Annotated in this window: 25 protein-coding genes; 14 read left to right on the top strand and 11 right to left on the bottom strand. The window is 73.4% G+C overall.

The window, feature by feature from the left end; genetic code table 11:
• The first annotated feature begins 129 nt into the window (after positions 1-129).
• The 3 genes from ACFWI8_RS18290 to ACFWI8_RS18280 are packed head-to-tail and all read left to right on the top strand — an operon-like array spanning position 130 to position 3,250.
• Entirely contained in the window at positions 130-1,473 is a 1,344-nt protein-coding gene (locus ACFWI8_RS18290) for an ABC transporter substrate-binding protein (protein WP_387092275.1), read from the top strand.
• On the top strand, positions 1,470-2,384 hold the full coding sequence (locus ACFWI8_RS18285; RefSeq protein ID WP_311597549.1) for a sugar ABC transporter permease: 915 nt from the start codon (positions 1,470-1,472) through the stop codon (positions 2,382-2,384). The genes ACFWI8_RS18290 and ACFWI8_RS18285 overlap by 4 nt, the downstream gene beginning before the upstream one ends.
• The gene (locus ACFWI8_RS18280; RefSeq protein ID WP_387092271.1) at positions 2,381-3,250 is read left to right on the top strand and encodes a carbohydrate ABC transporter permease; all 870 of its coding nucleotides are present in this window, start codon (positions 2,381-2,383) and stop codon (positions 3,248-3,250) included. Before ACFWI8_RS18285 ends, ACFWI8_RS18280 begins: the two co-directional genes overlap by 4 nt.
• 6 nt (positions 3,251-3,256) lie before the next feature.
• Here the strand turns inward: ACFWI8_RS18280 and ACFWI8_RS18275 are convergent, their stop codons facing one another.
• Positions 3,257-4,432, bottom strand: coding sequence for a hypothetical protein (locus tag ACFWI8_RS18275; RefSeq protein WP_387092268.1), 1,176 nt, complete (start codon positions 4,430-4,432; stop codon positions 3,257-3,259).
• Positions 4,433-4,435: 3 nt separating this feature from the next.
• Complete coding sequence (locus tag ACFWI8_RS18270) at positions 4,436-5,239, bottom strand: polyprenol monophosphomannose synthase (RefSeq protein WP_387092266.1); 804 nt, start codon at positions 5,237-5,239, stop codon at positions 4,436-4,438.
• 175 nt (positions 5,240-5,414) lie between these two features.
• Between ACFWI8_RS18270 and ACFWI8_RS18265 the strand changes: the two genes are divergently transcribed.
• The 4 genes from ACFWI8_RS18265 to ACFWI8_RS18250 all read left to right on the top strand — a co-directional run bounded on the left by ACFWI8_RS18265 (position 5,415) and on the right by ACFWI8_RS18250 (position 10,414).
• Positions 5,415-6,716, top strand: coding sequence for a glycosyltransferase 87 family protein (locus ACFWI8_RS18265; RefSeq protein ID WP_387092263.1), 1,302 nt, complete (start codon positions 5,415-5,417; stop codon positions 6,714-6,716).
• Positions 6,704-7,474, top strand: coding sequence for a DUF72 domain-containing protein (locus tag ACFWI8_RS18260; protein ID WP_387092260.1), 771 nt, complete (start codon positions 6,704-6,706; stop codon positions 7,472-7,474). Before ACFWI8_RS18265 ends, ACFWI8_RS18260 begins: the two co-directional genes overlap by 13 nt.
• Positions 7,475-7,544: 70 nt before the next feature.
• Positions 7,545-9,401 (top strand): acyl-CoA dehydrogenase, encoded by a 1,857-nt coding sequence (locus tag ACFWI8_RS18255; protein WP_387092257.1) that lies wholly within the window; start codon positions 7,545-7,547, stop codon positions 9,399-9,401.
• 89 nt (positions 9,402-9,490) lie between these two features.
• On the top strand, positions 9,491-10,414 hold the full coding sequence (locus tag ACFWI8_RS18250; protein ID WP_387092254.1) for a GNAT family N-acetyltransferase: 924 nt from the start codon (positions 9,491-9,493) through the stop codon (positions 10,412-10,414).
• 22 nt (positions 10,415-10,436) lie between these two features.
• Here the strand turns inward: ACFWI8_RS18250 and ACFWI8_RS18245 are convergent, their stop codons facing one another.
• Positions 10,437-11,105 carry a response regulator gene (locus ACFWI8_RS18245; RefSeq protein WP_387092251.1) on the bottom strand — a complete coding sequence of 223 codons (669 nt, stop codon included), beginning with the start codon at positions 11,103-11,105 and terminating at the stop codon, positions 10,437-10,439.
• Entirely contained in the window at positions 11,102-12,217 is a 1,116-nt protein-coding gene (locus ACFWI8_RS18240; protein WP_387092248.1) for a sensor histidine kinase, read from the bottom strand. The genes ACFWI8_RS18245 and ACFWI8_RS18240 overlap by 4 nt, the downstream gene beginning before the upstream one ends.
• A 198-nt stretch (positions 12,218-12,415) precedes the next feature.
• On the opposite strand from ACFWI8_RS18240, the gene ACFWI8_RS18235 reads away from it, so the two are divergent.
• The 3 genes from ACFWI8_RS18235 (at position 12,416) to ACFWI8_RS18225 (ending at position 14,349) form a co-directional block, all read left to right on the top strand.
• On the top strand, positions 12,416-12,772 hold the full coding sequence (locus tag ACFWI8_RS18235; RefSeq protein ID WP_387092245.1) for a DUF6223 family protein: 357 nt from the start codon (positions 12,416-12,418) through the stop codon (positions 12,770-12,772).
• Between the two features lie 32 nt (positions 12,773-12,804).
• Positions 12,805-13,497, top strand: coding sequence for a maleylpyruvate isomerase family mycothiol-dependent enzyme (locus tag ACFWI8_RS18230; RefSeq protein ID WP_387092242.1), 693 nt, complete (start codon positions 12,805-12,807; stop codon positions 13,495-13,497).
• A 240-nt stretch (positions 13,498-13,737) separates the two neighbouring features.
• Positions 13,738-14,349: a dihydrofolate reductase family protein gene (locus ACFWI8_RS18225; RefSeq protein ID WP_387092239.1), complete on the top strand. Its 612-nt coding sequence runs from the start codon at positions 13,738-13,740 to the stop codon at positions 14,347-14,349.
• A 6-nt stretch (positions 14,350-14,355) separates the two neighbouring features.
• On the opposite strand, the gene ACFWI8_RS18220 is transcribed toward ACFWI8_RS18225, so the two are convergent.
• The 3 genes from ACFWI8_RS18220 to ACFWI8_RS18210 form a co-directional block, all read right to left on the bottom strand.
• A complete protein-coding gene (locus ACFWI8_RS18220; protein WP_387092236.1) occupies positions 14,356-15,213 on the bottom strand; it encodes a haloalkane dehalogenase in 858 nt (285 codons plus the stop codon).
• 21 nt (positions 15,214-15,234) lie between these two features.
• On the bottom strand, positions 15,235-15,693 hold the full coding sequence (locus ACFWI8_RS18215; RefSeq protein ID WP_387092233.1) for a MarR family winged helix-turn-helix transcriptional regulator: 459 nt from the start codon (positions 15,691-15,693) through the stop codon (positions 15,235-15,237).
• A 112-nt stretch (positions 15,694-15,805) separates the two neighbouring features.
• Positions 15,806-16,780 (bottom strand): NAD(P)-dependent alcohol dehydrogenase, encoded by a 975-nt coding sequence (locus ACFWI8_RS18210; RefSeq protein WP_387092230.1) that lies wholly within the window; start codon positions 16,778-16,780, stop codon positions 15,806-15,808.
• A 61-nt stretch (positions 16,781-16,841) separates the two neighbouring features.
• Between ACFWI8_RS18210 and ACFWI8_RS18205 the strand changes: the two genes are divergently transcribed.
• A complete protein-coding gene (locus tag ACFWI8_RS18205; RefSeq protein WP_387092227.1) occupies positions 16,842-17,519 on the top strand; it encodes a TetR/AcrR family transcriptional regulator in 678 nt (225 codons plus the stop codon).
• On the opposite strand, the gene ACFWI8_RS18200 is transcribed toward ACFWI8_RS18205, so the two are convergent.
• The 4 genes from ACFWI8_RS18200 to ACFWI8_RS18185 form a co-directional block, all read right to left on the bottom strand.
• Positions 17,516-18,469: an SMP-30/gluconolactonase/LRE family protein gene (locus tag ACFWI8_RS18200; protein WP_387092224.1), complete on the bottom strand. Its 954-nt coding sequence runs from the start codon at positions 18,467-18,469 to the stop codon at positions 17,516-17,518. The genes ACFWI8_RS18205 and ACFWI8_RS18200 overlap by 4 nt on opposite strands.
• An 89-nt stretch (positions 18,470-18,558) precedes the next feature.
• Entirely contained in the window at positions 18,559-18,939 is a 381-nt protein-coding gene (locus ACFWI8_RS18195; RefSeq protein ID WP_387092221.1) for a cytotoxic translational repressor of toxin-antitoxin stability system, read from the bottom strand.
• A gap of 41 nt (positions 18,940-18,980) precedes the next feature.
• Positions 18,981-19,397 carry a prevent-host-death protein gene (locus ACFWI8_RS18190; RefSeq protein WP_387092218.1) on the bottom strand — a complete coding sequence of 139 codons (417 nt, stop codon included), beginning with the start codon at positions 19,395-19,397 and terminating at the stop codon, positions 18,981-18,983.
• 75 nt (positions 19,398-19,472) lie between these two features.
• Positions 19,473-20,240 carry an IclR family transcriptional regulator gene (locus ACFWI8_RS18185; protein WP_387092215.1) on the bottom strand — a complete coding sequence of 256 codons (768 nt, stop codon included), beginning with the start codon at positions 20,238-20,240 and terminating at the stop codon, positions 19,473-19,475.
• Positions 20,241-20,355: 115 nt separating this feature from the next.
• Here ACFWI8_RS18185 and ACFWI8_RS18180 point away from each other — a divergent pair, with 115 nt between their 5' ends.
• The 3 genes from ACFWI8_RS18180 to ACFWI8_RS18170 are packed head-to-tail and all read left to right on the top strand — an operon-like array spanning position 20,356 to position 24,012.
• Positions 20,356-21,279, top strand: coding sequence for a 5-dehydro-4-deoxyglucarate dehydratase (locus ACFWI8_RS18180; protein WP_387092212.1), 924 nt, complete (start codon positions 20,356-20,358; stop codon positions 21,277-21,279).
• Between the two features lie 33 nt (positions 21,280-21,312).
• Entirely contained in the window at positions 21,313-22,650 is a 1,338-nt protein-coding gene (locus ACFWI8_RS18175; protein WP_387092209.1) for a gluconate:H+ symporter, read from the top strand.
• 30 nt (positions 22,651-22,680) lie between these two features.
• On the top strand, positions 22,681-24,012 hold the full coding sequence (locus ACFWI8_RS18170; RefSeq protein WP_387092206.1) for an enolase C-terminal domain-like protein: 1,332 nt from the start codon (positions 22,681-22,683) through the stop codon (positions 24,010-24,012).

Here is a 24,012-nt window from a genome sequence, read left to right as displayed (position 1 = left end):
CGGCGGCCGGGGTGGCGCTCGCCTCGTCGCGCTGACCCCCACCGGGCGTTCGCGGGTCCCTCACTGTTCCGCACCGTCCCTCACCGGATGCGGCGTTAACTCACATGGCGCACAGGGAAGTCGTGCTGCATGTCGTTGTTCAGAGGGGCGTTGAGACGCAGGAGCCTCCTGGGCGCCGGCACCGGCCTCGGGCTGGCGGCGCTGGCCGGTTGCGGTGCCGGGAGCGGCGGCGCGCCCGACCTGGCGCGGGCGGCGGAGGTGCCCCGCGGCGAGGCCACCGTGCGGTGGTGGTCGTTCCCCATGGCCACGAACGACGGCGACGACCTGCGGCGGCTGCTGGTCGAGGCGTTCCGGAGCAGGCACCCCAACATCACGGTGACCACCGTGGACGCGCCCGCCGTCACCGACATCTCCCGGTCGGTGCTGTCCACCGCCGTCGCCAGTGGCGCCGCCTCGCCCGACCTCTACATGGGGGACGTCGCCTGGCCCTCGCAGTTCGCCCACAACGCACTGGCGCTGCCGCTGGACGCCGTGGTCGGGGAGGAGTACTGGCGGGCCTACCCGGAGTCGTTGGTGCACGCGCTCGGCTACGGGGACGACACCTACGCCTTCCCCTTCTTCGCCGACCAGGCGTATCTGTTCTACCGGCGTGACCTGTTGGACCGGCACGGTCTCGACGTGCCGGCCAGCTGGGAGGAGTTGACGGCGGCGGCCAGGACCGTCCAGCGGGCCGGCGACGCCGAGTACGGGCTGGTCTTCCAGGGCGCCGTCTACGAGGGACTGACCGCCAACGTCGCCGAGTTCGTGGCGGACGCGGGCGGCGAGATCCTCAACGCCGAGGGCACCCGGGTCACGCTCGGCGGCCGCTCGGGCGAGCGGGCCCTGACGTTCCTGCGCGACCTGGTCGCGGACGGCGTCACGCCGCGCGCCGTCGGCACCTTCCGCGAGCAGGACTCCACCGACGCGTTCGTCGGCGGCCGGGCCGTCTTCCTGCGCAACTGGGCCTATGTGTGGGGCGTGGTGGAGGCGCCGGACTCGCCCGTCGCAGGCCGGGTCGGCGTGGTGCCACGCCCCGGCTTCGAGGGCGCGGCCGGGAGCGGCAACGGCTGCCTCGGTGGCTGGTGCAACTTCGTCAACCCGCACTCCGAGAACCCGGGCGCCGCCGTCGCGTTCGCCCGGTTCTGCGCCGAGGAGGAGGCACAGGTGATCATGGTCAGGAACACGGCCTACCTGCCGGCGCTGAGCGCCGTGCGCGCCGGCGTCGAGGCGCGCCGCTCCCCGACCCCGGTGACCGCCCTGGCCGACGAGGTCCGGCTGGTGCCGAGGCCCACCAGGTCCCCGCACTACCCGCAGGTCAGCAAGGCCCTCTACACGGAGGTCAACACCGTGCTCAGCGGGGGCGCCTCGCCGACCGAGGCGCTGGAGCGCGCCAGGGCCGGCATCGCGGACGCCCTGGAGGGCAACGCGCTGTGAGCGACGTGCCGAGCCTGACCAGGCGTCGCGCCCGCACGGGGTGGCTGTTCACCCTCCCGGCGCTCGTGGTGGTCGCCGCCGTGACGATCTTCCCCGTCGTCTACTCGATCGCGATCAGCTTCACGCAGGTCTCGCTCACCTACGACGGCCTGCGCGTGGAGGAGTGGACCCTTGCCAACTACACCACCATGCTGGCGAGTTCGGCGTGGCGGGAGGCGTTGGTCTTCACCGTCGGCTACACGCTGGTCACCGTCGCCGTGGAACTGGTCCTCGGCATCGCGGTGGCGGTGCTGCTGGACCGTCTGGAGGTGGGCCGTGGCTGGCTGTTGGCGCTGCTCCTCATCCCCTGGTCGATGATCACCGTCGTCTCCGCGCAGCTGTGGGGCTACCTCTACAACGCCACCTACGGCGCGGTCACCTGGGGCCTCGGCCTGTTCCTCGACGAGCCGCCGGTGATCCTCGGCACCCCCGCGCCGGCGATCACCGCGATGGCCGTCGCCGACATCTGGAAGACCACGCCGTTCGTCGCCGTCATCGTGCTGGCCGGCCTGGTCCGGATCCCGGCCGAGCGGTACGAGGCGGCGGAGGTGGACGGCGCGGGCGCGTGGCGCACCTTCGTCAGCGTGGTGCTGCCCGCGTTGCGCCCGGTGATGGTGGTGGCCGTGCTGTTCCGCGTGCTCCAGGCGTTCGGGATCTTCGACCTGCCGTTCGTGCTCACCCAGGGCGGCCCGGGCACCGCCACCCAGTCGCTGGCGATGCTCGGCTACAAGGCGTTGTTCCAGGACCTGAACATGGGGATGGGGGCGGCCGTCGCCACCGCCACCGGGCTGCTGGTGCTCGGCTGTTGCCTGCTGTTCCTGCGGGCCTTCAGATCGCACGTGGACGAGGCGGGCGAGGGGAGCACGGCATGAGCGGACGCGGACGCGGACGCGGTCGCGGGCGGCGCAGGACGGGCGTGCGGCGCTACCTCAACCCGGTGACGGTCGGCGGCCTGGTGCTCGTGGTGCTGACGGCGGCGCCGCTGTACTGGATGGCGGTGACCTCCTTCAAGTCGCCGGTGGAGGCGGGCGCCTCGCCGCCCACCCTGTTCCCCGAGGACCCGACGCTCGACAACTACCGGCACGCGCTGGACGCCGCGGACATGGACCGCTACCTGTTCAACAGCGTCGCGGTGTGCGTGAGTTCGACCGTCATCGTGCTCGGCCTGGCGCTGTTCGCGGGCTACGCGCTCGCCCGGCTGCCGATGCGCGGCCGGGGCCCGGTGATGGTCGGGCTGCTGATGATCTCCGTGTTTCCGGTGATCGCCGTGGTGACCCCGCTCTACCTGGTGGAGCGCGAACTCGGCCTGCTCAACAGCCACGGCGGGCTGATCATCCCCTATGTCGCCTTCCATCTGCCGTTCGCCATCTGGATGTTGCGGAACTCGATGCTCGACCTGCCGCGGGAACTGGAGGAGGCGGCGACGATCGACGGCGCCAGCGTCGTCCGCACCCTGCGCTCGGTGATCCTTCCGCAGGCCGGGCCCGCGCTGTTCACGGCCGGCGTCTTCACGTTCGCCGCGACCTGGACCGAGTTCCTGATGGCGCTCACCCTCAACAGCGAGAACGACTTCCGCACCATCCCGGTCGGCATCGCCATCTACGGTGACCGCTACCAGGTGCCCTACGGCGTGATCTTCGCCGCCGCGATGGCCGCCACCGTGCCGGTCGCGTTGCTGGTCCTGGTCTTCCGCCGCGCGGTGCTCTCCGGCCTGACGGACGGCGCGGTCAAGGGCTGACGGCGCTCACGGCGGACCCTCGTAGAGGAAGAACCAGGTGCCGTACAGGCCGGAGCAGAGCGCGGCGGTGGCCAGCACCCCGGCGGTCACGGCGCGGGGCCGCCGCGCCAGCCAGCCGGCCAGCGGCAACAGCAACGCGAAGGCCGGCATGAGCAGCCGGGGCCGGGACGTGAAGTAGCCGCTGCTGACGAGCGCGGTCAGGGCGATCACCCCCGTGTAGGTGAGGAGCGGCAGCGGCTGGCGCTGCCAGACGCAGGCCACGAGCAGCGCGAGGAGCACCGCCACGACGGTGACGACGAGCAGTCCGTGCGCCGGGTTCACGTCCAGCATCCACACGACGAAGCGGGCGAAGCCCCGGCCGCCGTCGAAGGAGTTGCCCCACTCCTTCTGCACGTCGAAGTAGCCGGTGAGGCTGCCCCTTTCCACGGACACGAAGGCCACGTAGCCGAGCCAGCCGAGCGGGGCGACCGCCATGGCGGCCAGCACCCGACGGCGGGGCACGGCGCCGCGCCGCCGGCGCAGCAGTTCGGCGGCCCCGCCCACCAGCACGGCGGCCACCACCGCCACCCCGGAGGGGCGGGTGAGTCCGGCGGTGACGGCCAGGGCCCCCGCCAGCCACCAGCGGTCGGTGAGCACCGCGTACAGCGCCCAGGCCGCGAACGCAGTGAACAGGGTCTCGGTGTAGGCCATCGACTGGGCGAAGGCCGGCGGGCAGGCGCCCCAGAGACCCACCAGCACAAGGCCCACCGCGGGCCGGTACAGCAGCGCCGCGACGGCGTAGATGCCCCAGGCCGCGACGAGCGACGCCGTCCAGCTGATCAGCAGCCCGGCGTTGTTCGTCACCACGGGGACGACGCTCGACACCGCGCGCTCCAGGAGGGGGAGCATCGGGAAGAACGCCACGTCGGGGTGGTCGCGGCCGCTGCTGAACGACGAGTAGCCGTAGCCCTGCTTCGCTATCCGCGCGTACCAGCGGGAGTCCCAGCGGTAGGCGAGGAACCTGTGCGGGCTCTCGTCCACGGCCGCCATCCAGATGCCCATGACCACCAGGCTCACCGCCCGGATCGCGGCGTAGGTGAGCAGCGCCGGTGTCGCGGCGCGCAGCGCGGCGCCCCACCGGAACAGGGCACTGGCGCCGGCCGCGGTCCTCGGGGCGGCCGGCGCCGTTCGTTCGACGGCCATGGGTCACCGACCTCCGCGGAGGGCCCGCGCGCCCCGTCGTGCGCGGCCGACGTAGAGGCCGCCGAGCAGCAGCCGCCACGGCAGCATGGCGGCCTCCAGTTGGACGGCGGCCGACATCTTCGAGACGCCCTGCCTGCGTTCCTCGAAGTGGATGGGGATCTCCACCACCGAGCGGCCGGCCCGCACCGCCGCGTGTTTGAGCTCGATCTGGAAGCTGTAGCCGGCGCTGCGGGTCCGCTCCAGGTCGAGCTCGGCGACGACCGGGGCCCGCCACAGCGCGAAGCCGGCCGTGATGTCGCGCAGTCCGGTGCGCAGCACGGTGTCGACGTAGCGGTTGGCCCAGCGGGAGAGCACCCGGCGGTGGGTGGGCCATCCGGCGGCGAGCCGCCCGCCCGGCACGTAGCGGCTGCCGACCACCAGGTCGGCGCCGGTGGCCAGGGCGCTGCCCACCAACTGCGGTACGTGGCGCACGGGGTGGCTGCCGTCGGCGTCCATCTGCAGGACGTAGTCGGCGCCCTGCGCGACGGCCGCTGTCATGCCGGCCGCGTAGGCCCGGCCGAGGCCGTCCTTGCCGGCGCGGTGCAGCACCTGGACCCGCTCGGGGTGGCGCGCGGCCAGCTCGTCGGCGACGTGGCCCGTGCCGTCGGGGCTGGCGTCGTCGACGACCAGCAGCCGCAGCCCGTGCAGCGGCAGGGTCAGCAACTCGTCGGCGACGACGGGCAGGGTCTCGGCCTCGTTGTACGTCGGCATCACCACGGTGACGGCGACGGCCCGCTCGTCCGGGTAGCGCCCGTGCGCAGCAGTCATGTCCTTCACGCCCCTCGGCACCCTAAAAGCGGGAAATCAGAACATATGCATCTTCATGCATGGTGCGCGGTGAAGAGGGGTGTTATGTGGCGAACGGGTGATGCCGGTACCCGGCGGGTGGAGACTCGACGCGACCCGCCCGCGCGCCGCGCCCCGCCGCCCTAGGGTGGCGCGCGTGTTTCCGGCCGTAAGCAACCAACCGGAGCCGCGAGCGGTCGGCGTGCGGGCTGCCGCACCGCTGCTCGCGGGCGCGGCCTGCGCGCTCTCCTTCACGCTGTGCCTGCTCGCCCAGGTGGCCCTGGACATCCCGCTGGGCGACCTCGACGTGTACCGCGCCGAGGGCTGGGCCGCCCGCACCGGGGCCGAGATCTACGACCTGGCCGTCACGGCGCACGAACTCCCCGCCACCTACCCGCCGTTCGCCGCCCTGCTGTTCGTCCCGCTGACCCTGCTGAGCGTCGACGCCATACGGGTCGCCGTCTGCCTGCTCAACCTCGGCCTGGTGATCGCCCTCGCCCACCTCTCGCTGCGGCTGGTCGGCGGCCACCGCACCACCGCCTGGGAGCGCGGCACGCCGCTGATCGTGGCCGCCCTCGCCGTCTGGTGCGAGCCGATCTGGGCGACCATCCGCTACGGCCAGATCAACCTGCTGCTCGTCGTGCTGCTGCTGTGGGACCTCACCCGCCGCCCCGACCACCGCTGGGCCGGCGTGGCCACCGGCGTGGCCGCCGGCATCAAGCTGACCCCCGGGCTCTTCGCCGTGCTGCTGACCGTCGCCGGCGCCCTGCTCGCCGTCCGCCGGCCGCGGCACGGCGCGCGCGCCGCCAACCCCCACCTGCGCCGCGCCACCCGCGCCTGGGCCGCGTTCGCCGGGACCGTCGCGCTGGCCGCGCTGGTGCTGCCGCGCGACTCCTGGCGCTACTGGACCGACATCGTGCTGGCCGGCGACCGCGTCGGACCGGCCGAGGCCTCCGCCAACCAGTCCCTGCGCGGCGTGCTGGCCAGGGCCCTGCACACCGGCGACCTCCCCGACTGGTGGCTGCCCGTCGCCGTCCTCGTCTGCTGCGCCGGCCTCGCCGTCGCCGTCGCCGCCCTCCTCGCGGACGAACGGCTGCCGCACGCGCCCGCCTGGGCCGCCACCAGCTGCGCCGTCAGCGCGCTGCTGGTCAGCCCGGTCTCCTGGTCCCACCACTGGGTGTGGGCGGTCCCGATCGTCGTGCTGCTGTTCACCGAGGCCGAGCGGCGCCAGAACCGCGCCTGGTGGACCGGCGCCTGGGGCGCCGCACTGCTCAGCTGCTCCTACGCCAGCTGGCTGCTGCCGCACGACGAGACCAGACCCGAGCTGAACCTGCCGGCGGTCCAACAACTCGTCGCCGCCGCCTACCCGTTGGCCGGCGCCGCCCTGCTCGCCACCACCGGCGCGCTCGCCCTGCGGGCCTGGCGCACGAGGGGACCTGGGGGACGATGCCGCTCCTGATCGGCACCTCCGGCTGGCAGTACCGGGACTGGCGCGGCGTGCTCTACCCGGAGGGACTCCCGCGACGTGACTGGCTGACCGAGTACGGGCGGCGGTTCGCCACCGTCGAGAACAACAACGCCTTCTACCGGCTGCCGTCCCGCGAGACGTTCGCCGCCTGGCGCGAACGGACCCCGCCCGACTTCGTCATGGCGGTCAAGGCCAGCCGCTACCTCACTCACATGAAACGGCTCCGCGACCCCGCCGAGCCGGTCGCCAGACTCCTCGACCGCGCCGAGCCACTCGGCGACCGCCTCGGCCCCGTGCTGCTCCAACTCCCCTCCCAGCTGCGGGAGGACCTCGCCTCCCTCGACGCCTGCCTGCGCCGCTTCCCGCGCGCCGTCCGGGTCGCGGTCGAGCCGCGCCACCCCTCGTGGTGGGAGCCCGAACGCGGCCTGCGCTCGGTGCTGGAACGGCACCACGCCGCGCTCTGCTGGGCGGACCGGGGCTCGCGCCCCGTCACCCCGCTGTGGCGCACAGCCGACTGGGGCTACCTGCGCTTCCACGGCGGCCTCGCCGCACCGCCGCCCCGGTACGGCCGCCGGGCCCTCGACTCCTGGGCCGCGCGCGTCACCGAGGCGTTCCCGGACGACACGGCCGACGTGTACGCCTACTTCAACAACGACCCCGGCGGCGCGGCCGTCCACGACGCGACGACCTTCGCCACCCGCGCGGCGACCCTCGGCCGCACGGTGACCCGCACACCGTCGCCACCGTGAAGGGCCGGCCCGCCACCTTCCGCTGCCTCTCCGCAACGTCCCCGTCACGGAGGGAAGTTAGGGTGGCGCGGTGATCAACCAGATGGCCCGGCAAGGGGCCACGCAGCTGTCCGGTGAGCTGTCACGCTCACTCTTCGACGAGGACCCGCAGGTCGGACACGAGCACTGGCGACGCCTGGTGGCGGACGAGGCGCTCGCCCACCGGGGCGGGCTGAGCCATGCCGAGCGCGTCGAACTGGCCTACCAGCGGCTGCGGATGGTCAACGCCTCCCTCGACGAGCCGTGGCGACTCGCGGCCGACGTCCACCGGCTGGCGGCCCTGCACGAGTGGCTGGCCGTGGCGGACGGCGGACTCACCACCGTCGCCGGCATCCACTACAACCTGTTCCTCGGCAGCCTCGTCGACCACGATCCCCATCCCGACCGCGATCTGACGCCACTGCTGGCGATGGACCGGGTGGGCACCTTCCTGTGCACCGAACTCGACCACGGCAACGACGCGGCGGCGCTGGAGACCACCGCCACCTTCGACGCCGCCGCGGGCGGCTTCGTCCTGCACACCCCGCATCCGGGCGCCCGCAAGTTCATGCCCAACACCAGCGATTCGGGTGGGCCGAAGACGGCGGTCGTCGCGGCGCGCCTGCGGGTGAGCGGCGAGGACCAGGGCGTCTTCCTGTTCCTGGTCGAGCTGAGCGACGCCACGGGGTTAAGGCCCGGGATCAGCGTGCGGCGGCTCCCCGAACGCCTCGGCAGCCCCGTCGACCACTGCCTCACCTCGTTCGACCAGGTGCTCCTGCCACACTCCGCACTGCTCCAGGGCGAACACGGGCGGCTGACCGCCCAGGGCCGGATGACCAGCGGCGTCGGTAACCGGCGCAAGCGGTTCCTGCGCGCCATCGGCCGGGTCACCACCGGCAAACTGTGCATGAGCGCCTGCGGTCTCGGCGGCGCCCGGGCCGCCCTGGCGATCGCCGTCCGCTACGCCGGCCGCCGCCACGTCAACGGCATGACCGCTGGCCGCCGGGTGCCGCTCACCGCCTACCGCAGCCACACCGACCGGCTGCTGGGGGCGACCGCCACCGCCTACGCCATGACCCATCTCCACCGGGCCGCCACCCGGGCCTGGGCACGGGCCCAGCACGAGCCGGCGCTGCGCGAGGACGCCGAACACCTGGTCGCGGTCACCAAGGCGTGGAACACGTGGGAGGCGCGGCGGATGTGCGTCGAGAGCCGGGAACGCTGCGGCGCGCAGGGCCTCTTCCCGGCCAACGGCATCGCCGACTTCCTCGTCAACATCGAGGGCCCCATCACCGCCGAGGGCGACAATCTCGTCATCTGGGTGAAGGCCGCCGCCGAACTGCTCTTCGCCGCGACCATCCCTCATCAGGGGCCGATCCCCGCCCGCGCACTGGACGACCCACGCGCGCTGCGGGCGGTCCTCGCCGCGCATGAGGCGACCCTGCGTGCGCGGGCCACCGCCGTGCTGCGCAGCGGGCCGGCCGGAGACCCACTGGCCCGCTGGAACCACGCCGTCGGGCCGGCCCAGGAGGCGCTGTCCGTCCACGCCGTGGTCCAGGCCACGGACGCCTTCCTCGACGCCATCGACAACGTCGGAGCCGGAGCCGGAGCCGGGGCCGCAGGCCTGCTGACCGACCTCTGCCGGCTCTTCCTCCTCGACCGACTACGCCCGCTCGCCGGCGAACTCCTGGCCGACGGCCTGCTGCCGGTCGACGAGGTACGCCGACTGCCGGCCGTCGTCGACGACCTCCGCGCCCGGCTCACGCCGCACCTGGAGGAGTTCGTCGACGCCTTCGCCCTGCCGGAGGAGCTCCTGAACCGCCTCCCCATGATCGCCCTGGCGGCCCCCACCCCCGAGCTCGCCCACCACTCGCCACGCCCCGACCAACTGGCCGGCTCCCTCGGCTGACCCGGCCGACGACGAAGCGTGGTGTGCCGCTCCGCCGGGGAGCCGCACACCACGCCTGCCTGCCGGCTGCTGGCCTAGGATGCGACGTCATGCCCGTCTTGCGTCGTTGTCGCGGCACCGCCGACGAGTACGCCGCCGTCGCGGTCGTCCACCGCCACGCCGCGGAGCACGACGGCCGCGACCCCCACTCCGTGCTGGAACCCCTCCCCGACGCGGAGGCCGTCGCGGCGCTGGCCGGACTCGACCAGCGCGTCGTCGAGGCCGACGGGCGGGTGGTCGGCCACGTCTTCCTGACCTCCTGGCTGGAGGAGGACGGCACCCGCGTCATCCTGCACCGCGGGCGCCTCCACCCGGCCTTCCGCGGCCGTGGCATCGGCACCACGATGCTGACCTGGGCCGAGCGTCGCGCCCACGCGCTGGCGGCCACCGCAACGACCACCGTCCTCGGCGCCAACGCCGCCCGCGCCGAACCCGCCGCCACGGCGCTCCTCCTCGACCACGGCTACGCGCCCGCGCTCCGCCTCGGCGAGTACCGTCTACCGGCGGACGCGGCGCTCCCCGGGACGCCATCCGCCGAGGTGGAGATCTGGCCCGTCACCGACCCCACGGACCACGGCCGCCTCTGGGACCTCGTCGAACTCGCCTACCACGGCCGCCCCGCCATCCCCGTCGGCACTCCGGCCGCGCGCCGACGCTTCATCGACCGCGCCGCCTCCATGACGTGGCTCGCCGCCTGGCAGGGAAACACGCTGGCCGGCTGCGCCGGTCTCGCCCATGCCCCCACCCCCCACCTCACCGAACTCTCCGTCCATCCCACGTTCCGCCGCCGTGGCGTCGGCCGGGCCCTGCTCCTCCACGCCCTGACCCACGCCCGCCGCCGGCACCCGGCGAGCGCCGACATCCGTCTCTGGACCAACCTGGCCGGCCCACAACGTGCCTACGAGCTGTACGAGAGCGTCGGCTTCCAACTCGTCGAGGAGTTCGTCCGCTACCGCAAGCCGATGCCCGGCTGACCGGCCCGCGCGACGGCGACCGTCAGCGGCCCGGAGCGACCAGCCCCGACTCGTAGGCGAGGATGACGAGTTGCGCCCGGTCCCGGGCATGGAGCTTGGTCATCGCCCGGTTGACGTGGGTCTTCGCGGTCATCGGGCTGATCACCATGCGGTCGGCGATCTGGTCGTTGGACAGGCCCCGCGCGACCAGGGTGACGGCCTCGCGTTCCCGGTTGGTCAGCTCGTCGAGGCGCGTGCCGGCGGCCGTGGTGGCCGTGGTGAGCGGCTGGGCGACGTACCGCTCGATGAGCTTGCGGGTGATCGACGGCGCGAGCAGGGCGTCCCCGCGCGCGGCGACCCGCACCGCGTGCAGGAAGTCGTCCGGGAGGATGTCCTTGACCAGGAATCCGGCCGCACCGGCGCGCAGCGCGTCGAAGACGTACTCGTCCAGGCCGTAGTTGGTCAGGATGACGACGCGCACCCCGGCCAGGGACGGGTCACCGGCGATGCGCCGGGTCGCCTCGATGCCGTCGACGACCGGCATCCGGATGTCGACGAGCGCGACGTCGGGCTGGTGTTCCCTCGCCAGCGCCAGGCCCTCCCGCCCGTCGGCGGCCTCGGCCACCACCTCGATGTCCTCCTCCAGGTCGAGGAGCGCGCGGAAGCCGCCGCGCAGCAGCGGCTGGTCGTCGACCAGCAGCACCCGGATCACGAGGCCCGGCCCACGGGGAGTTCGGCGTGGACGGTGAAGCCGCCCTCGCCGCGCGGCTCGGCGCGCAGCCGGCCGCCGAGGGCGGTGACGCGCTCCCGCATGCCCAGCAGCCCGACGCCTGGCGTGGGCACCGTGCCCGGCGTGGCCCTGCCGTCGTCGTCGACGCGGACCACGAGGGCGTCCGGGCGGCAGTCGATCCGCACCCACGCGGTGGCGGCGTCCGCGTGCCGGTGGATGTTGGTGAGCGACTCCTGGACGATCCGGTAGACGGTCCGGTCGACCGCGGCCGGCACGGCGGGCCGCCGGCCCTCGACGGTCAGCGACGCGTCCAGGCCGAAGGCGCGGGCCCGCTCGACCAGTTCCGGTACGTGGTCGAGCCCGCGCGGCGGGGCCGTGTCGTCGTCGCGCAGCGCCTCCAGGGTCGCGCGCAGCTCCCGGCTCGCCTCACGTCCGGCCTCCTGGATCGCCAGCAGGCTCTCCGGCACCCGCTCGCCACGCCTGCGCGCCACATGGACGGCGACTTCGGCCTGCACCTTGACGATCGAGATCTGGTGGGTGAGCGAGTCGTGCAACTCCCGCGCGATGCGCAGCCGTTCCTCGTTGGCGCGGCGCAGCGCCGTCTCCTCCCGGGTGCGCTCGGCCTCGTCGGCCCGCCGCTCGGCCTGCCGCAGCGCCTCGCCCGCGGCGCCGGCGGCGATCAACCAGGCCAGTTCGAGGGCGCCCCGGGCCCGCGCGAACGCCTCCCCCGTGTCGTAGGGGCCGGAGACGAGGGCCGCGAGGGGCAGCGCCGCCAGCATCGCCGCGCTGGCCCCCACCGCGACGGCGCGGTGACCCGCCCGCACCGCCGCGTACACCGCGAACAGGTAGGCGACGACGGGCACGTCGAACCCGGCCGCCTGGTACCCCACCGCGCACAGCCCGGTCACGGCCAGCACGGCGACCGGCGCACGGCGGCGCGCGGCCAGCGCCAGGCCGCCGGCCGCCAGCAGCGCGTGGCCGAGCGGGTCGAGACCCGTCGCGGGCTCCTGCCCCGACACGCCGGTGACCAGCAGGATCGCGGCCACGCCGACGGCGATCGCCCAGTCCACGACACCGATCCGTCCCCTGCCCATGCGCGCACCCTAGCCGGGCGCCCCGCGCCGCCGAGTCCCCCGCACGGACGATCGTCGCCTACCGCGCCCGCGGTACCCCGGCGCATCCTGCGGACGTCGGCGGCAGCGCGAACTGTCCGCGTCCGCCGGACGACCGGCGGCCGGTCCGGCGGACATGATCGGCGACATCCCGTCGCAGGAGGAGAAGGAGCACCCCGGATGTCTGTCCGATCCGCACTCGCCACGCCGCTGGCCGCCGATGCCTACACCATGAGCTCCGGACGGCTCGGGGCCGTCGTGGCCGCGCTGCTCGGGCTCGCCGGCGTGGCCGTCGGCGCGCTCGCTCTGGCCCGCCTGGCCGGCCGGGTCACCTTCGGCCCGGGGCCCGGTGGGGCCGTCGCGGCCCTGGCGGCCGGTCTTGCCGCGATGGCCATCGGCGGTCTCGTGGTGGCGACCTCCGACGGCGGTCTCGGCACCGGCAACGGTCTCGGCGGGGCCGTCGTGGCCCTGGTCGTGGGGCTCGCGGCCACGGCCCTCGGCGGTCTCGTCCTGGCCCGCTCCCGCCGCACCGGCTGACCGGCTGCCGCTGGTTCGCTAGGTTCGGCCCCATGGACCGTGCCGCGTACCTCACCCACCTCCGCCGTGAGTCGGACGCCTTCCGCCGGTGTCTCGACGGCGATCTGACCGCGCCCGTCGAGCACTGCGGCGACTGGACGCTGCACGACCTCGCCGAGCATCTGGGGCGCGGCAACACCTGGACGCTGGCGGCCGTCGTGGAGCACCGGGGCGACTACGAGCCGATACCCGCGCCGCGTGAACCGGCGGAGCTGGCACGGTGGTTCGAGAAGGGGGCCGAGATCCTGCTCCGCGCGCTCGACACCGACCCCAGTGCCGCGGCGTGGACGTTCTTCCCGCCCCACACGGTCGGCTTCTGGCAGCGCCGCCGCGCCCTGGAGACGCTGGTGCACCGCTGGGACGCCGAGCACGCGCTCGGCGTGCCGGGCCCACTCGACCCCGAACTCGTCGCCGACGGCATCGCGGAGGTCTTCGACACGATGGCGCCCCGGCAGATCGACCGTGGCCGCGCGCTGCCGCCGGTGACGGCCCTGCGGGTGGTCGCCACCGACACGGGCGCGTCGTGGACCTACGGCCCCGGCGCCCCGGTCGCCACCCTCGCCGGCCCGGCGGAGCACCTGTTCCTGCTGCTCTGGGGGCGACTCCCGCGCGACGCCACGGTCTTCACCTGGGACGGCGACCGCGCGGCCGGCGAACGGATCCTCGACGGGCCGCTGACGCCCTGACCGGGCGGGGCCCCTTCAGGTGCTCCACTGCCGCCGGACGTTGATGTCGAGGATGGTCTCGGCGGCCTCGGCGGGGGATGGGGACAACCGCTTTCGCGTCGGCACCGACGCCGACGGCGGGGCGCACAGAGCCGTCGCCGGACGGCAGGGCCGACCACCTGTTCTGAGCGAGACGCCGATGAGTTTCCGCGCCCCGCCGAGTCCGAGCAGGAAGAGGTCCGGAGAAGAGAGAGGCGCGCGATGAGGCTGGTGCTGCAGGAGTTCCTGACGCTCGACGGGGTGTCGCAGGGGCCGGGGTCGCCGGACGAGGACACGAGTGACGGGTTCACCCGCGGCGGCTGGTTCGTGCCGTATCTGGACGGGGAGTTCGAGCAGATCACCGCTGACTGGCTCGGCGAGGCGGACGCATTCCTGTTCGGGCGCCGCACGTACCAGAACTTCGCGCGGGACTGGCCGACGATGACCGACCACCCGTCCGCGCCCATCCTGAACGGCCGGCCGAAGTACGTGGCCTCCCACACCCTCACCGAGGCCGGCTGGCACCCGACCACCATCCTGTCCGACGATGTGCCGGCCCAGGTCGCCGAGTTGAAGCGACAGCCAGGTCGGGAGCTGCAGATCCACGGCAGCGCCCGGCTGGCCCAGTCCCTGCTGGCCGCCGGGCTGATCGACGTGCTGCGGCTGGTGATCGCCCCGGTCGTGGTGGGCCAGGGCCGCCGCCTCTTCCCGGACGGCGGCGCGCCGGCCGGCCTGCGGCCGGTCAGCCAGCGCACCACGCCGGGCGGGCTGTCCGTGCACGTCTTCGAGCCCACCGGGCTGCCGGAGTACGGCACCTACGGGGCCGGCGCGTAACCCCGGCTACCGCAGGTCGTGGCGGTCGGCCCAGGCAGAGATCGCGGCGGCGATCTCCGCCGGTCGGTCCTCCGGGGCGTGGTGGCCCGAGGCGCCGCAGTGGACGGTCTCCAGGGCGGCGATGTTCTCCGCGCACCAGGCCGCCACCTCCTCGCGGATGAGGAGTGTCGGTGAGCCCTCGAACGTCAGCAGCAGCTTGGGAACGTCCGCACTGGCGGCCAGCCAGGCGTCGTACTTCTCGATGCGGGCGACGAGTTCGGCGGGTTCGCCGCCGAGCGGAAGCTGGCGGGCCCAGGCCAGGACCGGGCGGCGGCTGTCGGGCGTCGGGAAGGGCGCGAGGTACTCGGCCAGGTCCGTCTCCTGGACGGGGGTGAGCACGCCGCCGGTGAAGGCCTGGCGGATGAACAGGTCCTGCTTCAGGAAGAGTTCCTCGCCGACGCCCGGGGTGCGGATCTTCTCGGCGCGGGCCCGGGCCTGCTCGGTCAGCTCCTCCCAGGCCATGGGGCGGACGATGGTCTCCAGGAAAGCGATGCCGCGCACCCGGTCGGGGTGGCGGGCGGCCCAGTCGAAGGCGAGCGCGCCGCCCCAGTCGTGGCCGACCAGGATCACCCGGTCCAGGCCGAGCGCGTCGAACCAGGCGTCCAGGTAGCGGGCGTGGTCGGCGAAGGTGTAGTCGAGGTCCGGCTTGCCGGAGCGGCCCATGCCGATCAGGTCGGGCGCCAGCAGCCGACCGGGGCCGACGGCGGGCAGGACGTGGCGCCAGAGGTGGGACGAGCCGGGGTTGCCGTGCAGGAAGACGATCGGCGTTCCGGTTCCCCTGTCGTGGTAGTGGATGGTCGAGTCGAGGACGGATATCTCGGGCATGCGGAACTCCCGGGGAGACGGTCAGTCGAGGGGGTTGTCGAGCAGGGCGGTCAGGTCGCGGACGAGTGCGGCGGTGCGCGGGGCGTCCCTGCCGCCGAGCGGGGCCAACAGCCGGTCGAGCAGCTCGTGCACGGTCCGCAGGGCGGGGCGGACGGCGGCCAGCCCCCGCTCGGTGAGGGTCAGGCGCATGGTGCGGGTGTCGGTCGGGTCGCGGTCGCGTTCGATCAGCCCCTCGGCCTCCAGCGAGCGCGCCAACTTCGAGACGTACAGCGCCTCCAGGCCGGTGTGCTCGGCCAGCTCCCGCTGGCTGGGGCGGTGACCGGCGCGCCCCATTCCGTAGAGCGAGGACAGCATCACGTACTGCGCGTGCGTCAGGCCGAGTGGCGCCAGCGCGCGATCGACGGCGACGCGCCACTTGATGGACAGCCGCCACACGAGATGCCCGGGAGACGGCCCGGTCGACGGGGTGCTCTTGCTCATGCCAGATACTGTACATGGCTACAGTAGCTATGGCTACTAATTTGGTCGACCGGTGCGCGCGGGCGTTCCGCCGTGATGGACCAGACCAGGTCCGCGCACGCGCGCCCCCTATCTAGGAGTCGACGCGGACCACGTACTTGCCGCGCACCCCGCCGTCCGTCAGGGCCCGGTGCGCCGCCGCGATCTCCGTCAGGGGGAAGACGGTGTCGACCATCGGGCGCAGCGTGCCCTCCGTCACGTGGCGGGCGAGGTCGTCGAGCAGCGGACGCCTGGGGTCGCCGCTGAAGAACCGGATCCGGGCGCGGCCGTGGACGGCGCTGGCCGCGATGGCGCCGAGCGTCGTCGCGGGCCGCCGGTGGTCGAGGGCGACGGTGACCATGCGTCCGCCGGGGTTGAGCAGCCGGCGGTAGGTGGCGAGTTCGGTGCCGACGGTGTCGAGCACCACGTCGAAGCGGCCCAGCTCGGGTGGCCGGACGGCGCGGTGGTCGACGGCGTGGCGGGCGCCCAGTTCGCGCACGAAGTCGAGGTTGGCCGCCCGGGCCAGGCCGGTGACCTCGGCGCCGAGCGCCCGGCCGAGCTGCACGGCGACGTGACCGACGCCGCCCGCCGCCCCGCGCACGAGCAGGGACTCGCCGGGGCGCAGGCGGGCCTTGTCGCGCAGCGCGGTGAGGGCCGTGGTGCCGACCGGCAGGGCGGCGGCCGGGACCAGGTCGAGACCGTCCGGCACGCGGCCGAGCCGGTCGGCCGGGACCGCCACGTACTCCGCGGCGCTGCCGAACCCGGAGGTGCGGCCCAGCACGCCCCACACCCGGTCCCCGACGGCGAGCCCGGCGGTGCCGGCGCCGAGCGCGGCGACCTCGCCCGCGAGGTCGAGTCCGACGCGCTTGGGGAACCCGCGGCCGGTGAGCACGGAGAACCTGCCGGAACGCACGAACGCCTCGCCGCCGTTCACGCTCACCGCGCGCACCCGCACCAGCGCCTCCCCGGCCTTCGGCTCGGGGCGCGGCACCCGGCCCACGTACAGCACCTCGGGGCCGCCGAACCGGTCGTACAGCGCGGCCCGCATCGTCTCGTCCGTCGTCGTCATGGCCCCGACCGTAGGCTGGTAACCGGACGGCATCGTCCACTTATGGCAGAGGTGAGAAGAAGTGGCGGCGGAATCCTCTCGGTTGGACGGGGTGGACGGGGTGGACGGGTTGCGGGCCGACGCGCGGCGCAACCGGCAGCGTGTCCTGGCGGCCGCCCGCGCGGTCTTCGCCGAGCAGGGCATCGACGCGCCGATGGCGACGGTGGCCAGGCGGGCGGGGGTGGGGGTGGCGACGCTGTACCGGCGCTTCCCGACGCGGGACGAGCTGGTGCGGGCGGCCTTCGCGGAGCAGCTGGAGACCTGCGCCGCGGTCCTCACCGAGGCCGTCACCGACCCCGACCCGTGGCGCGGCTTCCGGCGTCTGGTCGAGACGGTCTGCGCGTTGCAGGGCGAGGAGCGCGGCTTTCCCGCGGCGTTCGTCGCCGCCTTCCCCGACACCGCGCGGGCGCAGGTCCTGGCCCGCGAGGGCTTCGAGCGGGACATCCTGACCCTCGTCCGCCGGGCGCAGGCGGCGGGCGCGCTGCGACCCGACTTCCACCCCTCCGACCTCGGCGTGGTCTGGCTGGCCAACTGCGGCCTGGTCGAGGCGCTGCCCGGCGACCGCCGGGCGTCGCGGCGACTCGTGGCCTACCTCCTCGAGTCGTTCCGCGCCCGACCGGCCCGTGGGGCGCTGCCAGCGCCGAGTCCTCTGCGGCTCGGGCAGCTGCCCTTCGCGCGCGGCCCCCAGGGCGCCGGCTAGCGCGGCGCGTCCAGCCAGCGCCGCCGGCCCGGGCCCGTCGGGTGGGTGCCGGTGACGCCCATGACGACGGAGTAGAGGCTGGTGTCGCCGGCGATGAAGAGGCGGTTGCGCTTGGCGCCGCCCCAGGCGACGTTGGCGGCCACCTCCGGAATCCGCAGGCGGCCGATCAGCGTGCCGTCCGGGTCGTAGCAGTGGACGCCGTCCTTCATCGCGGCGACCCAGAGCCGGCCGTCCTCGTCGAAGCGGATGTTGTCGAAACGGGCGCCCGCGCGGGCGGTGGCGAAGACCTCGCCGTCGGAGAGCGTCCCGTCGTCCCGCACCTCGTAGACCCGGACGACGCCGGCGCCGGTGTCGGAGACGAACAGCCGGCTCTCGTCGGCGGAGAAGACCAGGCCGTTGGGGGCGCTGAGGTCGTCGGCGACCAGCCGGACCTCGCCGCTCGCCGGATCGATCCGGTAGACGTTGTTGGCGCCGATCTCGCTGTGCGCGCGGTGGCCCTCGTAGTCGCTGGTGATGCCGAAGCTGGGGTCGGAGAACCAGATCGAGCCGTCCGACCTCACGGTCGCGTCGTTCGGGCTGTTGAGCCGCTTGCCCTGCCAGCGGTCGGCCAACACCGTGATCGTGCCGTCGTGTTCGGTCCGCGTCACCCGCCGGTTCCCCTGCTCGCAGGTGACCAACCGGCCCTCGCGGTCCAGGGTGTTGCCGTTCGGATACCCGGCGTCCCGCCGGAAGACGCCGACCGCGCCGGTCTCCTCGTCCCACCGCAACAGCCGGTCGTTGGGGATGTCGCTCCAGATCACCTGCCGCCACGCCGGCACGTACACCGGCCCCTCGACCCACCGGCAGCCGGTGTGCAGCACCTCGAGCCCGGCGTCACCGTTCATGCACCGCCCGGTACGGAACCGCTCGTCGAGGACCTCGTAGAGACCGGGGTGCGTGCTGCTGCTCATGGGCGGTTCCTCCAGGCGCGGTGTCGGATCGTCTTCGCTCCGAGGACAAAGATCGCAGACGCGGCGGCATCACCGGGGACGGATCGTCGTCAGGTGCCTTCGGTCCAGTAGCGCCGCAGTCGGGCAACGGCTTCGTCCTTCGACAGCGCGGCGACCTCTGGCTCCGACAGGCCCACACGATGAAGCAGCAGGTAGACGAGATCGGCGGGCAGTGCTTCCTTCGGTGTTGAGGGCGCACCCCGATCCGGCAGGCGGCCGTCCAGTACACAGTCCCAGAACTCGTCCTCGCTGACCCGGAGTTGATCGCGGAGGACGTGAGCCCACAGGCTCGGGCCGTACACGGTGCGGTCGACCGGGTGGGAGATCCGGGTGCGGAGCACGCTGCCGTCGTGAAGCGTCAGCTCATACGTCACATGGTGGGTGCCGGAGCGTCCTCGTGCGTCGCGCACTCGCTTCCACTGCTCCACCACGCAGAACCGCTCATGGCGCTCCCGGTCGGGTTGCGCTCGGCTCACTTGGCGGCCCCCACCAACCAGTCGGTCAACTGCTGGTCGTCGCTCAGCTCGATCAGCTGCACCAGGCCCCAGTGCTCCTCGTGGTTGGGTGCGGTGCGCAGGCGGTCCTGCCAGTCCTCGGCGTACTCCCGCAGCGCTTCGACCATCTCTCCTATGGCCTCGTCGAAGGTCGCGCCGTCAGCCGCCACCGGAAGCCCGGGAACGAACACTGACCAGCCGTCTGCCTCGGCGACGACCTCGGCTTTCGAGGCGCACACGAGTGAGAGGTAGTGGCGCATGCGCTCGACATCGACCAGGGCCACGCGCTTCATGTCCCGGCGCACCGTGGCGACCCGACCCTGGCTGGCGGCGTCGAGCAGGTCCTTCAGGTGGGCACGGGCTTCGGTGTAGCTCTCGTAGTGCACTGCGGACACGGCGCCTCCTTCGACTCCTCGACCAGGTTGCCCCCCGCAGGCAAGTACGTCAAGTACGGCACGTACGTCTGACGGTCACCGCCACTGCGGTGCCCGCGTGCCGGTCGGGGGGAGGGACTCGACGCGGCGGCGGAGCTCGCTCATGACGGTGACGATCTCGCGTTCGTGGGCCGGGGTGAGGCGGGCCATCGGGACGGAGCAGCTGACGGCGTCGGTGGCGGGGGAGTCGAAGCGGAGGGCGAAGCCGAAGCCGGCGATGCCGACGACGGTCTCCTCGTGTTCGATCGAGTAGCCGCGGTCGCGGGTGGCGGCGAGGTCGGCGAGGAGGGCGGCGCGGTCGGTCAGGGTCGCGGGGGTGAGGGCGGCCAGCTCGCCGGCCGGCAGGGGGAGGGCGTCGTCCGGGCGTTCGGCGAGGAGCGCCTTGCCGAGGGCGCCGGCGTGGGCGGGGACACGGCGGCCGACGCGGTCGATGGTGCGCAGGTACTCGTGGGACTCGCGGGTGGCGAGGTAGACGACGTCCGGGCCGTCGAGGCGGGCCAGGTGGATGGTCTCGCCGAGGGCGTCGGACGCCTCGTCGAGGTGGGGTCTGACCAGTTGGACGCGGCGGTCGCTGTCCAGGTAGCTGGTGCCGGTGAGCAGGGCGCGGATGCCGATGCCGTAGAGGGCGCCGGTGACGTCGGTGCGGACCCAGCCCTGGTCGACGAGGGTCTGGAGCAGCGCGTACATGCTGCTGCGCGGCACGTCCAGCTCCTCGGCGAGCTCGTGCAGGCGGGACGGCCGGTCGCCGCGTGCCGCGAGCAGTTCGAGCAGGGCGACGGTGCGCATCGCCGACTTCACCTTCATGGGCAGATCGTAAGTGGCCTGGATGGGAGTGACCCCCGCCTCTTGACCCAGGCGGTTCACAAGCCTAGTTTCCATCTCCATACGTGGACAGGATTTCTGTACAGGGATGGCGTTCATGAATGAGAACGTGGTGCGGCTTCGGGACGGCATGGCGCGAGGCGTGCTGTCCTTCCCGCTGACCAGCTTCGGCGCGCACGGCGGGCTGGACGTCGCGGCCTACCGGGCCTACCTCGAACGCCAGTTGGCCACCGACCCCGGGGCCGTCTTCCCGGCCTGCGGCACCGGCGAGTTCGCGGCGCTCGACGAGGACGAGTACCGCGAGGTGATCACCGCCGCCGTCGACGTCGCGGCCGGGCGGCTCCCGGTGGTCGCCGGCATCGGCTACGGCTGGGCGCAGGCCCGCCGGTTCGCGCGGATCGCCGAGGCGGCCGGCGCCGACGCGCTGCTCGTGCTGCCGCACTACCTCAGCCGGGCGCCGCAGGACGGCCTCGTCGAGCAGCTGCGGCGGATCGCCGACGCCACCCCGCTGCCGTTGATCGCCTACCAGCGCGACCACGTCGCCTTCACCCCGGAGAGCGTGCGGCGCATCGCCCAGATCCCCACCGTCGTCGGCCTCAAGGACGGGCACAGCGACCTCGACCGGCTGCAACGGCTCACCCTGGCGGCGCCCGAGGGCTTCCTGTTCTTCAACGGGGCCGCCACCGCCGAGATCCAGGCCAGGGCCTACGCCACCGTCGGCGTGCCCGCCTACTCGTCCGCCGTGCACGCCTTCGCGCCCGAGATCGCCGGCGCCTTCTTCCGGGCCCTGAAGGCGGGCGACGAGGCCACCACCGAGCGGCTGCTGCGCGATTTCTACGTGCCGTTCGTCGAACTCCGCGACACCACGCCCGGATACGCCGTCTCGCTGGTCAAGGCCGCGGCCCGGCTGCGTGGTCTGCCGGTCGGGCCGGTGCGCGCGCCGCTCACCGACCCGGGGCCGGCGCACCTGGCCGATCTTGAGCGACTGCTCACCCGAGGGCTCGACCTGGTCGGCGCCTGAGAACGACTCACGCGGTTCGAAGGAGAATCCCGCATGCCACTCGTCGTCGTCGGGATCAGCGTCCTGATCCTGCTGCTCCTCATGACGCGGCTGAAGCTCAACGGCTTCGTCGCCCTGCTGCTGGTCGCCGTCGGCGTCGCGCTCGTCCAGGGCATACCGCTGGCCGAGATATCCGACGTCCTCGCCGAGGGCGTCGGCGGACAGATCGGCGACACCATGCTGGTCGTCGGGCTCGGCGCCATGGTGGGCCGGGTCATGGGGGACTCGGGCGCCGCCCAGCGCATCGCGGGGCACTTCGTGGACTCGTTCGGGGTGCGCTGGGTCCAACTGGCCATGGTGGTGACCGCGATGCTGATCGGCGTCACCATGTTCTACGAGGTCGCCTTCGTGATCATCGTGCCCGTCGCGTTCACCATCGTCCGGGTCACCCGCCAGAACCTGCTGTGGGTCGGGCTGCCGATGTCCATCGCGCTGTCCACCATGCACAGCTTCCTGCCCCCACACCCCGGGCCGACGGCCGTGGCCGCCACCTTCGACGCGTCCGTCGGCCTGACCCTGTTCTACGGGCTCTTCTTCGCCGTGCCGATCGGCGCCGCCATCGCCCTGGTATGGCCGCGGCTCCCGTTCATCCGCCGGATGGACCCGGCCATCCCCACCGGCCTCGTCACCGAGCGGGAGTTCACCGAGGACGAGATGCCGGGGCTCGGCTGGTCGCTGTCCGTCGCGCTGGTGCCCGTGGTGCTCATCGCCGGCGCCGCCGTCTACGACATGTCGGTGCCCGACGACGACGGCGCGCTGCCGTTCGTCACCTTCGTCGGCGCCGCCCCCATCGCGCTGCTGCTCACCCTGCTGCTCGCCGTCTGGGCGTTCGGCCCGCGCGTCGGCCGCAGCCTGGAGGAGGTCGCCAACTCCTGCTCCTCGGCCGTGCGGGCGATGGCGATGATCCTGCTCGTCATCGGCGCCGGCGGCGCCTTCAAGAACGTCCTCGTCGAGGGCGGCATCTCCGACTACATCCAGGACCTCACCGACGGCTGGGGCGTCTCGCCGATCATCCTGGCCTGGCTGATCGCCGTCATCCTGCGCATCGCCCTCGGCTCCGCCACGGTCGCCGTGGTGACCGCCGCCGGCGTGGTGGAGCCGCTGCTGGCCGGCAGCGGGGTGCACCCGGAGCTGATGGTGCTCGCCGTCTCCTGCGGCTCGATCGCCTTCTCGCACGTCAACGACCCGGGCTTCTGGATGTTCAAGGAGTACTTCAACCTCACCGTCGTCCAGGCGCTCAAGGCCCGCACCAGCTACACCACCGTGCTCGCCGTCCTCGGCCTCGGCGGTGTCCTGGCGATGGAACAGGCCCTCGACCTCCTCAACGTCTGAGCACCACACGTGAAAGGCAGCACCGAGTTCATGAGCCCGCAGCCGACCGTCACCTCCTTCGCCGTCTACCCGGTAGCCGGCCGCGACAGCATGGCGCTCAACCTCTCCGGCGCCCACGGCCCCTACTTCACCCGCAACGTCGTCGTCCTCACCGACTCCGAGGGCCGCACCGGGCTCGGCGAGGTGCCGGGCGGCGAGCGGATCACCCGCACCCTGCGGGACGCGGAACCGCTCGTCGTGGGCGCCAGGATCGCCGACCACCAGCGCGTACTGCGCGAGATCGGAGCCCGGTTCGGCGACCGCGACGCCGGCGGACGCGGCGCCCAGACCTTCGACCTGCGCACCACCGTGCACGCCGTCACCGCCGTCGAGTCGGCGCTGCTCGACCTGCTCGGGCAGCACCTGGAGGTGCCGGTGGCCGCACTCCTCGGGGACGGACAACAGCGGGACTCCGTAAGGGTGTTGGGCTACCTCTTCTACGTGGGTGACCCGGACCGCACCGACCTGGAGTACACACGCGAGCCGGACGCCGCCGCCGAGTGGTACCGGATCAGACACGAGGAGGCGCTGACCCCCGAGGCCATCGTGCGGCAGGCCGAGGCCACCCACGAGCTGTACGGCTTCCGCGACTTCAAGCTCAAGGGCGGGGTGCTGGCCGGGGCCGAGGAGGTGCGGGCGGTGCGGGCGCTCAAGGACCGCTTCCCCGAGGCCAGGATCACCCTCGACCCCAACGGCGCGTGGTCGCTGCGCGAGGCCGTCGAACTCTGCCGGCCACTGCTCGGCACGCTGGCCTACGCCGAGGACCCGTGCGGCGCGGAGGACGGCTACTCGGGCCGCGAGATCCTCGCCGAGTTCCGCCGCGCCACCGGGCTGCCCACCGCCACCAACATGATCGCCACGGACTGGCGGCAGTTGACCCACGCGCTGGCCCTGCAGTCGGTGTCGATCCCGCTGGCCGACCCGCACTTCTGGACGATGCGCGGCTCGGTGCGGGTCGCCCAGCTCTGCGAGGCGACGGGGCTGACCTGGGGATGCCACTCCAACAACCACTTCGACATCTCGCTGGCCATGGTCGCGCACTGCGGCGCCGCCGCGCCCGGCGAGTACAACGCGCTTGACACGCACTGGATCTGGCAGGAGGGCCTGGAACGGCTGACCGTCGAACCGCCGAGGATCGTGGACGGCGAGGTCGCCATACCGAACGCGCCGGGCCTCGGCGTCCGCCTGGACGAGGACCGGCTGCTCGCCGCCCACGAGCTCTACCGCGAGAAGGCACTCGGCGCCCGCGACGACGCGACCGCGATGCGGTACCTGGTCCCGGACTGGACCTTCGACCCCAAGCGGCCGTCCCTGGCCCGCTGA

This window comes from Streptomyces sp. NPDC127098 (assembly GCF_042722465.1).
In the GTDB taxonomy this organism is placed as follows: Bacteria; Actinomycetota; Actinomycetes; order Streptomycetales; family Streptomycetaceae; genus Streptomyces; species Streptomyces millisiae.
Note: the sequence above shows the minus strand (reverse complement) of the source record. Positions and strands in the feature narration are given on the sequence as shown.

Coding starts and splice junctions, on each gene's coding strand:
- ACFWI8_RS18175 (WP_387092209.1), top strand. CDS start 21,313: ATGCCACTCGTCGTCGTCGGGATCAGCGTCCTGATCCTGCTGCTCCTC.
- ACFWI8_RS18290 (WP_387092275.1), top strand. CDS start 130: ATGTCGTTGTTCAGAGGGGCGTTGAGACGCAGGAGCCTCCTGGGCGCC.
- ACFWI8_RS18170 (WP_387092206.1), top strand. CDS start 22,681: ATGAGCCCGCAGCCGACCGTCACCTCCTTCGCCGTCTACCCGGTAGCC.
- ACFWI8_RS18215 (WP_387092233.1), bottom strand. CDS start 15,693: ATGAGCAAGAGCACCCCGTCGACCGGGCCGTCTCCCGGGCATCTCGTG.
- ACFWI8_RS18210 (WP_387092230.1), bottom strand. CDS start 16,780: ATGACGACGACGGACGAGACGATGCGGGCCGCGCTGTACGACCGGTTC.
- ACFWI8_RS18270 (WP_387092266.1), bottom strand. CDS start 5,239: ATGACTGCTGCGCACGGGCGCTACCCGGACGAGCGGGCCGTCGCCGTC.
- ACFWI8_RS18185 (WP_387092215.1), bottom strand. CDS start 20,240: ATGAAGGTGAAGTCGGCGATGCGCACCGTCGCCCTGCTCGAACTGCTC.
- ACFWI8_RS18180 (WP_387092212.1), top strand. CDS start 20,356: ATGAATGAGAACGTGGTGCGGCTTCGGGACGGCATGGCGCGAGGCGTG.
- ACFWI8_RS18250 (WP_387092254.1), top strand. CDS start 9,491: ATGCCCGTCTTGCGTCGTTGTCGCGGCACCGCCGACGAGTACGCCGCC.
- ACFWI8_RS18280 (WP_387092271.1), top strand. CDS start 2,381: ATGAGCGGACGCGGACGCGGACGCGGTCGCGGGCGGCGCAGGACGGGC.
- ACFWI8_RS18235 (WP_387092245.1), top strand. CDS start 12,416: ATGTCTGTCCGATCCGCACTCGCCACGCCGCTGGCCGCCGATGCCTAC.
- ACFWI8_RS18275 (WP_387092268.1), bottom strand. CDS start 4,432: ATGGCCGTCGAACGAACGGCGCCGGCCGCCCCGAGGACCGCGGCCGGC.
- ACFWI8_RS18240 (WP_387092248.1), bottom strand. CDS start 12,217: ATGGGCAGGGGACGGATCGGTGTCGTGGACTGGGCGATCGCCGTCGGC.
- ACFWI8_RS18200 (WP_387092224.1), bottom strand. CDS start 18,469: ATGAGCAGCAGCACGCACCCCGGTCTCTACGAGGTCCTCGACGAGCGG.
- ACFWI8_RS18220 (WP_387092236.1), bottom strand. CDS start 15,213: ATGCCCGAGATATCCGTCCTCGACTCGACCATCCACTACCACGACAGG.
- ACFWI8_RS18225 (WP_387092239.1), top strand. CDS start 13,738: ATGAGGCTGGTGCTGCAGGAGTTCCTGACGCTCGACGGGGTGTCGCAG.
- ACFWI8_RS18260 (WP_387092260.1), top strand. CDS start 6,704: ATGCCGCTCCTGATCGGCACCTCCGGCTGGCAGTACCGGGACTGGCGC.
- ACFWI8_RS18230 (WP_387092242.1), top strand. CDS start 12,805: ATGGACCGTGCCGCGTACCTCACCCACCTCCGCCGTGAGTCGGACGCC.